The organism is Streptomyces sulphureus DSM 40104 (genome assembly GCF_000381025.1).
Classification (GTDB): Bacteria; Actinomycetota; Actinomycetes; order Streptomycetales; family Streptomycetaceae; genus Streptomyces; species Streptomyces sulphureus.
Window position 1 is genome coordinate 102,848 of record NZ_KB905822.1, and the last position, 11,868, is coordinate 114,715.

At 69.3% G+C, this 11,868-nt stretch carries 16 protein-coding genes; 11 read left to right on the forward strand and 5 right to left on the reverse strand.

Translation table 11 applies throughout. The annotated features are described in order from the left end of the window. Positions 1 to 313 precede the first annotated feature (313 nt). From F603_RS0124810 to F603_RS0124820, 3 genes are read right to left on the reverse strand one after another with little or no spacing between them, the layout of a single operon-like run. Entirely contained in the window at positions 314 to 1,165 is an 852-nt protein-coding gene (locus F603_RS0124810) for a helix-turn-helix domain-containing protein (protein ID WP_026328693.1), read from the reverse strand. Between the two features lie 20 nt (positions 1,166 to 1,185). Further along, positions 1,186 to 1,713 (reverse strand): DUF6879 family protein, encoded by a 528-nt coding sequence (locus tag F603_RS0124815; protein ID WP_019548642.1) that lies wholly within the window; start codon positions 1,711 to 1,713, stop codon positions 1,186 to 1,188. Continuing rightward, positions 1,685 to 1,948: a hypothetical protein gene (locus tag F603_RS0124820; RefSeq protein WP_019548643.1), complete on the reverse strand. Its 264-nt coding sequence runs from the start codon at positions 1,946 to 1,948 to the stop codon at positions 1,685 to 1,687. The genes F603_RS0124815 and F603_RS0124820 overlap by 29 nt, the downstream gene beginning before the upstream one ends. A 296-nt stretch (positions 1,949 to 2,244) precedes the next feature. Here F603_RS0124820 and F603_RS0124825 point away from each other — a divergent pair, with 296 nt between their 5' ends. From F603_RS0124825 to F603_RS0124870, 10 genes are all read left to right on the forward strand, one after another. Continuing rightward, positions 2,245 to 2,523 carry a hypothetical protein gene (locus tag F603_RS0124825; RefSeq protein WP_019548644.1) on the forward strand — a complete coding sequence of 93 codons (279 nt, stop codon included), beginning with the start codon at positions 2,245 to 2,247 and terminating at the stop codon, positions 2,521 to 2,523. Between the two features lie 193 nt (positions 2,524 to 2,716). Then, positions 2,717 to 2,968 (forward strand): hypothetical protein, encoded by a 252-nt coding sequence (locus tag F603_RS0124830; RefSeq protein ID WP_019548645.1) that lies wholly within the window; start codon positions 2,717 to 2,719, stop codon positions 2,966 to 2,968. A gap of 139 nt (positions 2,969 to 3,107) precedes the next feature. Continuing rightward, positions 3,108 to 4,436 carry a tetratricopeptide repeat protein gene (locus F603_RS0124835; protein WP_019548646.1) on the forward strand — a complete coding sequence of 443 codons (1,329 nt, stop codon included), beginning with the start codon at positions 3,108 to 3,110 and terminating at the stop codon, positions 4,434 to 4,436. Between the two features lie 29 nt (positions 4,437 to 4,465). Continuing rightward, positions 4,466 to 4,636: a hypothetical protein gene (locus tag F603_RS35230; RefSeq protein WP_019548647.1), complete on the forward strand. Its 171-nt coding sequence runs from the start codon at positions 4,466 to 4,468 to the stop codon at positions 4,634 to 4,636. A 52-nt stretch (positions 4,637 to 4,688) separates the two neighbouring features. Then, positions 4,689 to 4,880 (forward strand): hypothetical protein, encoded by a 192-nt coding sequence (locus F603_RS0124845; RefSeq protein WP_019548648.1) that lies wholly within the window; start codon positions 4,689 to 4,691, stop codon positions 4,878 to 4,880. A 51-nt stretch (positions 4,881 to 4,931) separates the two neighbouring features. Then, positions 4,932 to 6,044 (forward strand): radical SAM protein, encoded by a 1,113-nt coding sequence (locus F603_RS0124850; protein ID WP_019548649.1) that lies wholly within the window; start codon positions 4,932 to 4,934, stop codon positions 6,042 to 6,044. A gap of 5 nt (positions 6,045 to 6,049) precedes the next feature. Continuing rightward, positions 6,050 to 6,655, forward strand: a complete 606-nt coding sequence (tmk, locus tag F603_RS0124855; RefSeq protein WP_037956975.1) for a dTMP kinase — start codon at positions 6,050 to 6,052, stop codon at positions 6,653 to 6,655. Continuing rightward, a complete protein-coding gene (locus tag F603_RS0124860; RefSeq protein WP_019548651.1) occupies positions 6,652 to 7,560 on the forward strand; it encodes an exonuclease/endonuclease/phosphatase family protein in 909 nt (302 codons plus the stop codon). The genes tmk and F603_RS0124860 overlap by 4 nt, the downstream gene beginning before the upstream one ends. Further along, positions 7,508 to 7,828 (forward strand): MazG-like family protein, encoded by a 321-nt coding sequence (locus tag F603_RS0124865; RefSeq protein WP_019548652.1) that lies wholly within the window; start codon positions 7,508 to 7,510, stop codon positions 7,826 to 7,828. The genes F603_RS0124860 and F603_RS0124865 overlap by 53 nt, the downstream gene beginning before the upstream one ends. 1,026 nt (positions 7,829 to 8,854) lie before the next feature. Continuing rightward, positions 8,855 to 9,046, forward strand: coding sequence for a hypothetical protein (locus tag F603_RS0124870; protein WP_019548653.1), 192 nt, complete (start codon positions 8,855 to 8,857; stop codon positions 9,044 to 9,046). 518 nt (positions 9,047 to 9,564) lie between these two features. On the opposite strand, the gene F603_RS0124875 is transcribed toward F603_RS0124870, so the two are convergent. Then, positions 9,565 to 9,879, reverse strand: a complete 315-nt coding sequence (locus tag F603_RS0124875) for a beta/gamma crystallin domain-containing protein (protein WP_211231122.1) — start codon at positions 9,877 to 9,879, stop codon at positions 9,565 to 9,567. A 504-nt stretch (positions 9,880 to 10,383) separates the two neighbouring features. Here F603_RS0124875 and F603_RS0124880 point away from each other — a divergent pair. Continuing rightward, positions 10,384 to 10,794, forward strand: a complete 411-nt coding sequence (locus F603_RS0124880; protein ID WP_019548655.1) for a GlcG/HbpS family heme-binding protein — start codon at positions 10,384 to 10,386, stop codon at positions 10,792 to 10,794. A gap of 264 nt (positions 10,795 to 11,058) precedes the next feature. Here F603_RS0124880 and F603_RS0124885 read toward each other — a convergent pair whose 3' ends face one another. Further along, complete coding sequence (locus F603_RS0124885) at positions 11,059 to 11,868, reverse strand: alpha/beta fold hydrolase (protein WP_019548656.1); 810 nt, start codon at positions 11,866 to 11,868, stop codon at positions 11,059 to 11,061.

An 11,868-nucleotide genomic window follows, 5' to 3' on the forward strand; every position in this document is an offset into this window, starting at 1 on the left:
GGGGCAGATGTACTCCGAGTTGCGCCGCCTGGGCGAAGCCGTCGCTCGTATCGACGCGAAGCTCGATTCGCTGCGGGAGCAGGGCGCCGGGGCGGCGGCGACTCTGTCTGATCACGAGGAGCGGCTACGAGCGCTAGAAGGGGCGCGGTGGCCGCTGCCAACGGTCGGTGCTCTCACCGGAGTTGCTGGGGCGGTCACAGGAGTGCTCGCTCTGCTGCGTTGATCCGCCTCTGGAGGGCCGCCCTTCCGCCCCGCTGTCCTGGTGGGCGCGCAAATGCTGCTGTTCAACGGCCCCCAGAGAGGGGAAGCCCAATCACCTAAGTGCCTCAATGGCTTTGACGATCAACGTTCTCGCATCCACCCCGTACACCGCTTGCTCCCGCAGCCATTCGAACGCCTTGAGGTACTGCGCCACTTCGGACGGCTGCGTGACGGTGACGCGCGCAGTCAGCAGCTCCACGGCCACTAGCGTGTCGTCGTAGACGTGGAACGCCTCCAAGGGCCGGATGCCCCGGTCGGGGAGATTCGCTGGGATGACGCCGAGAGACACCGCTGGCAGGGCTCCCGCAGTGAGCAGGCCGCCGAGCTGGGCTGCCATGTCGTCGGCGGTGCCGACCCGGTAGTGCAGTGCCGCCTCTTCTACCAACAGCACGAAGCGACGCCCCGGCTCGTGGATGATCCGAGAGCGGTTGACGCGAGCAACGGCAGCGTCGTCGGCATCGTCCGGGATTCCGTGGAAGGCCGCGATTCCGCGGAGCAAGGCCGCCGCGTAGCCCTCGGTCTGAAGCATGCCGGGGACGATCCGGGAGGAGTACACGCGGAACAGCGCGGTGTTGTGGAAGAGCTGTCCGTAGCTGACTTGGAGTTGGCGCAGGCCGGTGCGCATCTTCCGACGCCACTCCGTGTACATCGTTTCTGCGTTGTGCGACGCCTCGATCAAGTCTTCGATCTGGTCATCGGCGCCGCACGCCGTGCACCACGACCGGATGTCCCGGGGGGTGGGGGAGGTGTGGGCGTTCTCGATGCGGGAGGTCTTGGCGTGGTGCCATCCGCACTGCCTGGCCAGCTCAATGACCGTAAGCCCGGCGTTCTTCCGGAGAGCTCGGAGCCGCTGGCCGATGGCCATCCGCGCCTCGTGAGCGGCGGACGTACGAGAGATGGGCATGGGCTGGCCAGGTCAGGTCGTCAGGAGATGGCGAACTCGTTGTGAGGGGAAGCCCTCTCCCATACCTTCTCAAAGGCATGTGCGCAAAGCTCCGCCTCCTCATGCTCCTCGGACAGGCTGTGCCCGACGAGTTCGCCGTCCCCGTCGAAGTAGCCGTAGCGCACCAACTGGCCGTCGAAGAGCCAGAAGTCGTTCGCTGGCAGAGCGATCCCGTCCGCGGTGTCACGCGCCAGCCACCGAACGTCTTCACCTACGGCTAGGTTGACCGGTGTACCCGCGTGCTCGTACCGGATGTACTGGCTCGCGGGGAGGGAGACGATCCGAGCCCTACGCACCTGGACTCCGCGCGCAGTCGTGCGGCGCATGATCTCGGACCAGGGCTTCCAGTACTCGGAGTCCGGATCGTTCGGCCGCTCGCCAGTTTCCCGCCAAAGTGCGACGTGCGGGTTCTCTTTCGATACAGCGTAGACGTCCCGCATCTCCAGGTGGACGGCGGTGGCCTGCGCAGCGTCCAAAAGATCAGTGATCGGCGGGACGTTCGAGGGCATCACATGCCTCCCTGAGGATTGTCGACATACGGGCGGGGATACGGACGAGCGTCTCGTGGGCGGGGACGCCGGACTCGTGTCCGGGGGCGGTGCCGGCCTGGTAGCACCGCTCCTCGTCCTCCGGCGTTGCTGTCCACCCTTGGATGAGTAGTTCTCCCCGGTCGGTGTCTGCCCAGACGGTGGGGCTGTCGCCCTGCTCGGTATCGGGGTCGATACCAATGAACAGTAGGGCCATGGTCGTCTCCTGTGGTCTGCGTGTGCAGGTGTTTGCATCACCCTCGCTATGCCTCGGATGTGTGGTCAAGAGCCCCTCATCGCCCGATGCTGGTAAGGACGAATGCTTTGCACAAGTCTGCACATTCATAGCGGACGCAGTTTGCGCACATCTACGTTGCGGAGCATGGACGCGCAAACTCCATTTACAGCGGCGCATATTCGGGTTGAGCAAGGCTTCGCGGCAGCCGGGGTTGATGCGGTGACGGGCGCACTCCTGGTCCGTACGCGCCTGCCCCTCTCGGGCGGAGCGGTCTCGTGAGCGCGCGGCCCCCGGCCGTGGGGGACCTGCACGTGGACGGGTCCACGGCGGTGGTGTCGCCGCCCGGGCCGCCGTGGGTCGGACGCATGCAGCGCGTCGCGGACGACGGCCGGTACGCGCTGATCACGGCGATCGGCTACGAGTGGCCGACCCGTCCCGATCGTCTACGGCCCGCGACCGGCGCCGAGCGCGCGACGTTCGAGCAGGGCGTCGACGCGCTGCACCGCGAAGTCGCCTACTTGGTACGCCGGATGACGACGAGGGCTGCCCGGTGAGGCGGGGTGATTCGGTGGTCGACGGTCTCACCGGGCGTCTCGGTGTGGTGGAGGAGGTGCGGCCGCACGAGATTCGACTGCGCCCCTTGCCGGAAGGCGCCGGGCCGGCGTGGAGCACCACTCCGGCATCGGTACGCCGTGCTGAAGACCGCGAGGTCCTGACCGCTCTTCGCCCTCGTCGGCGGGAGGCCCGGTGATCACCCGGACGCTGTGGGACGTCGTCTGCACCACCCGGACCGGCGGCCGCGAGTGTGAGGCGGAGGCCAACGCCCTGCCCTCGAAGGCACGGGCGGATGCTTGGCGCGACCGTCACCACCGGGAGACCGGACACACCCACTACCTGCGCGTCCAGGCGGACACCGAGGACCTCACGCGGCGCGTCAAGCCGCCCGAGCGGGTGGTGAGGTCGGGCCTGCGCGCGGTGGAGGACCCAGAGACGCAGTAAGGACGATGGGGCCCAGCGGGGGGCTGCTCCATCACCCCTGAACTCCCGGCAGCCCGCGCTTCCGGGATGGCTCCGCCGCGTCGGCCTCGGAGACATCGACGCGGCGGAGCACCACACCACACCTGACGAGGGGGGACCTATGTCCGATACCGATACCGATCCGGGCGACGACGCGGCACACGTCTACCGCACCGTCGCCGCCTGTCCGATGCCGCGTCCGAGGCTGGAGAGCATCGCGGCCGGAGCCGGCGGCTGGGACCGCGCCCGCACCCATGGTGCACTCGGCCAAGCTGCCGCCGAGGGACACCTCGTGCTCGCCGTGGACGAGGTCGGCACGTACGTCGAGGTCGCCGACCGCGACCAGGCCGCACGCATCAGCACCGACCTGCCCGCCGCGCAACACGAAGAGGTTATCCGGCGCATCGCCGACCACTTCCTGCTGCGAGCGTCGGCGGCCGAGCAGGTGCTCTCCCCGTGGCACCGCCGCACCGCCCGCACCATCGAGCACTGGCCCGCCGCGGACACCGCCGACTTCGATACCGCGGCCCAGGCGAGAAAGTGGCTCGCCGCCTCGACCGGTGACCTCCAAGTCCTCATCGAGCACGCGGACCATCGCGGCTGGTGGCATTGGGTCTGGCAGGCCACGCACGCGTTCTGGCCGCACTGGCACCTCGCCCGCCCCCTCACCCTCGCCCGCCAGGCGCACGAGGACGCCGTGCTCGCGGCTCAGCGCGACGGTGCACGCGTCGGGGAACGGGAGATGCTCACCAGCCTCGCCGTGATCCTGCGCAACCAGGGCGACTACGAGCAGGCCCTTACCGCCTCCGGGCGGGCGCTGGCGTCCGCCCGCAAGGACGAAGATCCGCGTGCGGAGGCGCAGGCAACCAACCAACACGGCAGCATTCTGCTCGACTCCGGCAGGCCGCTTGAGGCGCGGCCCCATCTTGAGCAGGCCCTCGCGCTGCGTACCGATCTGGTCGAGCAGGCTCGCGCGCACGTCGAGCGGCACCAGGGTGCCGGCGCTGGCGAAGTGCGAACCTTCCGCAGGCAGGTGGGGCTGACCCTCGTCAACCTTGGCCGCGTCGAGGAGGCGCTCGGCAACCCTGCCGCGGCGGTGCGGTACCTGCGGGAGGCCGCCGACGCCCTGGAGGAGGCAGGCGACACACACGATCACGGGCGCGCGCTCGCCTACCTCGCCGCGGCGACGGCCGCACGCGGCGGCGGACGCCTCCGCGAAGCCGCCGAGCTCTACGACCATGCCGAGCGGGAGTTCACCGCGGCCGGCAGCACGGCGTGGTGGGCCCGGGTGCGCCTGCTGCGCGGACGAACCGCTCTGGAAGCCGGCCAACACGAGATCGCCCGCGGGGAGTTCGAGGAGGCAGCCCGCCGGTACGCCGCCGTGCCGGAGGCGATGACGCCGCAGGACCGCGACCAGCTCACCGGCGCCGGCATCACCCTGCCGCAGTAGCCCACCACCATGCACACACAGGAGACCGCATGAGCAACGAGTCGCCACCCGACCCCAGCGACGAGGCCGTGGACACCGTGGGCGCTCTCGGCCGCGCCACCGCCGCGGCCAAGGACGACCCCACCGATGAGAAGGCGCAGCTTGCCGCTGAGTTGGCCGCTGCTCACCTCGCCCGCCTCCGCAGAGAAGGCAAGGCGTAGAACCACCGCTCGCCCCGGACGGGCGGACACCGAGCCCCGAAGCGGAGGACGCATGCAGCGGCAATGGATCGAGGGCGGCGAGTGCTGGCGGTGCGATCGAGCCGGCGTTCCCGTGCTGTGGCTCGGGCCGGTGCAGACCGATGCCGGGACCGCCCCGTTCTACGCCTGCGATCCCTGCGTCAGACGCATCGAGGCGCGCGTCCAGGAGGAACTCGCCGCACAGGACACCGCACCAGCTCACTGAGCCCCGCCCCGACAACGGCCGGCTGGACCAACCCGATTCGTGGAGGTCGCTATGACCGCACGTCCGATCATCACCGAGGAACAGGCCGCCTCCTGTTACTTCCGTACGACGGTGGACCACCCGTACAGGAAGGCGCTCATCCAGATCTGCGAGCCGTGTAACGAGACGTGCAAGCACTGCTTCGTCTCGGCGACGAAACGCGGCGCGTACATGCCGCTCGACGCGGTCCGTGACCGGCTCATCCCGCAGCTCGCCGAGGCCCGCGTCACCCGGGTCACCCTCACTGGCGGCGAGCCCTTCATGCACGCCGACTTGATCCAGATCGTCAGCCTCTTCCGGGAAGCCGGGATGGGGGTCGGCGTGTGCACGAACGCGACGATGCCGACGCCGCACCAGATCGAGCGGCTTGCCGAACTCGACGCCCACATGAACGTCAGCCTGGACGGGTTCTCGCCGGACTCGCACGGCGTCTTCCGCGGCCGACGGGAGGGCTTCCAGGAGACCGTGGACACCGTGAAGGCGTTCGCGACGGCCGGCATCCTCCAGGGGCTGCTGTGCACGCCCAACAACCTGGCGGAGAACGAGGAATACGCCGAACTCTGCGCCTTCGCCAAGGAACAGGGCGCGAAGTACGTGCTGATGAACCCGCTCGGCTCGATGGGGCGGGGAGCTTCCCGCGGCTCGCAGAAGCTCCGGCAGACCGACGAGCACATGAACCACATCCGGGACCTGACGATGCCGTTCGCGGACGAGGACCTGGACCTCGCCCTGATCAGGTTCCCGAACGAGGACAAGCCCCTCGCGGGCTGTGAGGCCGGGACCATCATCTACGTGTTCACCGACGGCGGCGTGGCGATCTGCCCCTACCTCGTCTTCGCCGCCCGCACTCGCGTGTCCCAGCATCCCGACACGGACTTCCTCGTCGGCAACGTCTGGGAGCGCTCCGACGTCGCGGCACGGCTCGACGCGTACGGACGCTTCAGCGACCGCTGGGACCTCGGCGCCAACGACACCTGCGGCGGGTGCTCGATGTCGTCCCGGTGCGGGAAGGGCTGCCCGGCGGCCGTCGTCGCCGCCGGAGAGCGGATCGGCGCCGTCGACACTGAGCAGTGCCCTGTGGTCCCGGAGCAGACCCGTGTGCTTCCCGTGGTCGGTGTCTCGTGACGGGCATGTTCGTGACGCTCGACGGTCCCGGCGGTGTCGGGAAGTCGACCGTCGCCGCGGCCGTCGTCGCGGAGCTCAACGCCGCCGGCGTCCCGGTACACGCGACCTGTGAGCCGAGCGGCACCGAGCTCGGCACCCTTGCCCGGCACGGCACCGACGACTACCGCGGCATGGCGTACGCCTGCCTGATCGCCGCAGACCGGTACCAGCATGTCGAGCACGAGGTCCGGCCCGCAGTCGCCCAGGGGAAGACCGTGGTCTGTGACCGGTACATCGCCTCTTCCCTTGTGCTCCAGGTCCTCGACGGAGTCGGGCGTGACGTCGTTTGGGAGCTGAACCGCCACGCTGACATGCCGGATCTCGCCGTCATCGTCAACGCCCGGGCCGAGGTGATCGAGAAGCGTCTCATCAGCCGTGGAGCACACAGCCGGTACGAACGAGATCCCGGTGGAACGGAGCGCGAGTGCGCGCACTTCCGCGAAGCCGCTAGGTTCCTCATGGCCGCCGGCGTGCGGGTCCTCCAGCTCGACGCGAGCACCGCCGTACCGGAGGAGATCGCCCGCACAGTCGTCGCGGCGATCCGAGACCCGTCGGTGAGGGGCAGCTTGTGACCACCCAGCGCACGCTCGGCGTGCTGACGTTCAACCTCAACAACCCGAGCCAGCAACGAGCCGAGCGGCAACTCGCCTACCTCGCGGCCCGCCCGGAGGCGGTCCTCGTCCTGACGGAGACGGCGGACAGCGCGGGGTGCGCTCTCCTCGAGGAACGGTTCACCGCAGCCGGGTACAGCGTGACCTTCCCGCGACCGGAGCGGCGGGGCGAGCGCGGCGTGATGATCGTCAGCCGCCTCTCCACGTTGGACAGTTGGCCGATCGTCTCGTACCTGCCACACCGGGCCGTCGCCGTGACGGTCGAGACGGACCGTGGCCCTCTGGGGATCATCGGCCTGTACGTACCGTCGCGGGACGCCGGGCCGAAGAAGACCGCTCGCAAGACGCAGTTCCTCGAAGAGTGCCGGGAACGCCTCCCGGAAGGCCGTGACGGGCTGCGCCTGGTCATCGGCGACTTCAACATCCTGGAGCCCGACCACGTTCCGGCGTACCGGTTCTTCAAGCCGTTCGAGTACGACTTCTACCGCTGGTTCGCGGAGGCCGGATACGGGGACGCATTCCGCCTGACGAACCCGGCTTCCATCGAGTACTCGTGGGTCGGTCGCACCGGGGACGGCTACCGGTACGACCACGCGCACGCCTCCGCGGCACTCGCCGAGGAGCTGACCGCATGCGCCTACGTCCATGAGCCGCGCTCCGGCTCTGACCGGCTCACCGACCACTCGGCCCTCACCACGACCTTCACCGTCGCACCGACCGTGCCACGTCCGGTGACCGAGCCGCAGGCGGCCGAGCCAGAGGTGGCCGAGCCGACCCCCCACACTGTTCTGACCCGACACCCGAAGGAGACTCGTGGACGCGAACACCTGGATCTTGATCGACAAGCTCCGCCAGTGGCTCGATGACGAGGCCGCCCCGGCAGCCGAGCAGGACCGGCGACTCCTCCGAGTCCTCAAGATCGGCGAAGAGTACGGAGAAGTCGCAGAGGCCGTACACGGCGCGCTCGCCGCGAACCCGAGGAAGGGCTCCAGCCACACGTGGGCAGACGTGGAGAAGGAACTGTGCGACGTCATCGTGACCAGCATGGTGGCTCTCTCTACCCTTGCGCCGGATGCGGAGAAGCTGCTCAATGAGCGACTCGAACACCTTGTGGAACGCGTCGGGGTGGAGTGAGAGAGGCCCTCGCTACGCTCGAACCGGAATGACTGATTCCGATTATCTGCCGGAATGGGTAGAGTGACAACGGTTCGGCCATACCGGCTGGGCCGGTCGTCATGCTCCGCAAGCTGACAGACCGCGATCAGGCCCGGCATCTTCGGTGCCGGGCCTGACCTTCATTCAACGCAGCTTTCCAGGGGCCGACGACACGATGAGCGTCCGATACGACGAGTACTGCAAGCTCCGCTAAGCGTGACCGACCTCCCGCCCGTGCCCACTGCGCGTCACACGGGGGAGGTTGCTCCGCATGCTTCATCACCCCGCTCACCGACGTCGTGGCCGTTCCGCGTCGACGGGTTCCAGCCGCTCGGCAGCGAACCGCGGTCGCATGAAGCGTCGGCCACGCGGTGCTGTCTCTGTCCCCAACAGCCCCGCTCACGGCTGCGCGCCCATCGCGGGCGCATGGTGCGCCCAGGGCGCACCATGCGAGGACCTGTAAGGGGCGAAGTGAGCTAGCGGGGGTTAATAAGTGGATCGCGCGAACCGACATTCCCTGAGGTGAGCGCATCAGTGCAGGTCGAAGGCGGTTTTCGAGCAGTAGCGGGACCCGGTTCGAGTCCGGCTCCGGGCACCTACCGGCTCCCTCTGCGACCTGCGAAAACAGGCCGCCGGTGAGCCCGGTCGGGGGACGACTGCTTCCTCGCCTCTCAGGAAGCCGCCCGCTCGGCCGACGAGTTCGGAACCCGTCAGGGTCAGCCATCCGCGATCGTCGCTTAGAAGGCTGGACTTCACCCCCGCCGCAGCCTCATCGAGACGTGAGGACCGCAGCCGCGCGCGGGTACGGCGTGCGTGGCTCTCGCCTGCGCCGACGAGCAACTCGCTTGCTGCTGCGGTGAGTTCGGACACACGCGACGCTCGGGCCACCGGGAAGCCGAACGGCATCGGCCGTCACGCCCCTCGGCCACCGGGCGCGTCTGCCGCCACGGGCCGACAGGTGGGTAGCTGCCGGCCTCCGCCAACGACGGCACACTGCGCTGCCGGGTGCGCACCCAACTCGCCCGGGGTCTGCGCTCGTTGGGCGAGCCCGACGACGCACTGACCGTCGCCCGGCAGGCGTACCAGGTGGCACGCGGCACAGGACTGTCCGCGTCCGAAACCGGCACGGCGCTGCTCACCCTCGTCTCCGGCGAGGCCGAGACCGGCCGACTGCCGGAAGCGCGCACACGCCGATGAACTGCTCGGCTCGTCGGCGCCCCTCCTGTTGTGGCTGCGGTTGCGCCTCGCCGCCGCCTCCCTCTCCCTCCGGTCACGCCCTCCGATGGTCACCCGGGGCCGCAGAGCGCGCCTCGCGGAGGCGGAGCCCGCGGTCGTGCTGGTCGGCATCGAGGTGACCCGGCAGGAGCCGGCCGCCCCTGCAGGCTCGACTCGCCCTCCACCAAGGACGTCCGGACGACGCGCGGGAGATCGTCCGCGCACTGCGGGGCGAGCCGCCCCGGTTCAGCCATCGTGACCAGCGATGTGCGCTCTCCGGTCCCCGTCGAACCGGCGTGACGGGTTGCGAACGGGGCTGAGCGGTCTGCCGGCGTCTGCGCCCGACGTGCATGTTCCGAGCCGCAATTTCGGGCGGCTCCGCGGTGGTTGCTCGGGTGCACGTCGATGGCCGCTCACCCGCGAGAAAGGCGAGTGAGCGGCCGTCGGCAATCCCTCGCGGTACGGGGAGCGGAATACGCTCGCGTACCGTCGTGAATTCCCTAGAGGATTTCGATCGCCTTGACCTTCGGTGGGCGGTTCGGGTAGCTGATGGTCTTGCCTCGGTTGATCTTCACCACGTCGCCGTTGGCGTCGTAGTACTTCACATCGTTGTTTCCGGTGGAGATCTTGTCGACCCACCAGTTTCCGAAGTTGGTCTTTCCTCGGTTCGCGTAGCAGTCCACGCTGTCACGACCGTTCATGTGCGACCAGATCTTCAAGTACCCTGCGCCGGGGTTGCAGGTGACCTTGTTGATTGCGGACGCGGTCGTGGCCGGCCCCGTCATGGTGAAAGCGGCCGCTGCCGCGAGCGCCATCGCCATGGTGCGCGCGACATTCTTCGGTGGTGAGATCACGGTTCCCCTAGAGTCGAATGTGGAACGAGAATCCACGCACTCCTCGGGACCCACTTCGCCAACCGTGGGCCCCGCGGTGCCGAACAAGCATTGTGCGGGGCGGGTCCCCCGGGCAAGAGCGCCAGGAGGGAATCACCTGAAAGTGCGCCGCCGTCCTTTCCCTTTACCGGACGTCAAGCAGAACTCGTACAGCTCGTATGCGCGGAGAATCCGGTTCGACTTTTCAAGGCGCCGCCTGTCGGGTCAACTGCACGTTTACGCGGGAGAGTTCACCGCGTCGAATCCGCCCGGCGCAGGCCGCTCTCGCGTCCGCGTCGGGACGGTCGACAGCCGGCGAGGTGTCACCCACCGCAGCCGACCGGTACTTCTCCGTGGTCGCGCCGCACTCCGGGGCCGCCCCCTCTCCGCGTGGCCGAAGCGCGTGGGGCGGGGGACGATGGTCGGGCACCCGCAGAAGGGAGAACCATGACGAGTATCGAGACCGTCTCCCTGGAGGACGCCCGCAGGGTGATCGCCGCGGGCGAGAAGCAGGCGTCGGAGAACGGGCAGCCGAGCAACATCGCCGTGGTCGACCACGGCGGCAACCTCGTCGCGCACGTGCGGATGGACGGGGCGTGGATCGGCAGCATCGACATCGCCATCGACAAGGCGTTCACCGCCCGGGCCTTCGACACCTCCACCTGGGAACTCGGCGGGAACGCGCTGCCCGGCGAGCAGTTCTACGGGATCAACGTCTCCAACCGGGGACGCGTGATGACGTTCGCCGGAGGGGTGCCGCTCTACCGCGACGGCGCGGTCGTCGGCGGCGTCGGTGTCAGCGGCGGCTCCGGCGACCAGGACCAGAGCGTCGCCCGAGCGGCAGCCGAGGCCCTCTGAGGCGCGTCAACCGGCCACGCGTCGACACGAGTCGGCGCCGGCAGCACACCGGGACGGCCAGGAAGTCGAGGATCTCGCGGGCGACCCGCTGCGGCGCGTCCTCCATGACGAAGTGCCCCGCGCCGGGGACGACGACGAGTTCGGAGCCGGGGATGTTCGCGGCTGAGCCGTTCCGCGTGGCCGACCGGTCACGATGGTCTCCTTCGGGCGGCTGCTCTCGGCTGGCGGACCGGTCCGCCCGCTCGCTTGAGTATGCAGATCGGTCTACTCGTGAGCCCCGGTGCGGAGAGCCCGATCGAGGAAGGAGTCGACGGTGTCCGCGAACGTCCGCGGTGCGTCGGCGTAGAGCCAGTGCCCGCAGCCGGGGAGTTCGACGAGTTCGGTGTGCGGGCGGGCGCGGGCCATCAGGCGGGCCGTCTCCCCGGTGAGGACGAAGCTCTTGCCCGCCCGCAGCAGGAGCGCCGGCTGGCGGGAGGCGGCCCACACCTTTCCGAAGTCCCCGACGAGGGCGCGCTGCGAGGCCATCATGTCCGCGGTGTCGAAGAGCAGCCCCCAGCCGTCGTCGAACTCGGCCGCGCTGTCGAGGAAGTACGAGGCGTCCGGTACGTCCGCCTCGATCGCCGAGCGGAGTTGGGCACGCGAGCCGGTCCGGTGCGGCCAGGCTGAGACGTCGAGGACGGGACGGGTCTCGGGCTCATGGTTGCGCGTCGTCATGTCGGCGACGACGAGCGCCGAGACGAGGGCGGGGTGGCGGGCTGCGAGGAAGTAGGCGACCGCGCCTCCCATGGAGTGGCCGACGACCGCGGCCGGGGCGCTCTCCAGACTGCACAGGAAGGCAGCGGCGTCGTCCGCGTACTCCTCGGGCGCGAAGTCGCCGCCGTTCTCCGAGAGGCCGTGCCCCCGCTGGTCGAGCGCGACGACCCGGTAGCGGCCGCGTAGCGCCTCGGCGAGCGGGCCGAAGAGCGTCGCCCGGCCGAAGTGCCCGTGGAGCGCGAGGAGTACGGGGCCCGGGCCGCCGTGGTCGACGTAGGCGAAGCGGCGTCCGCGCAGGCGGACGAAGGACGGTTCGGGCAT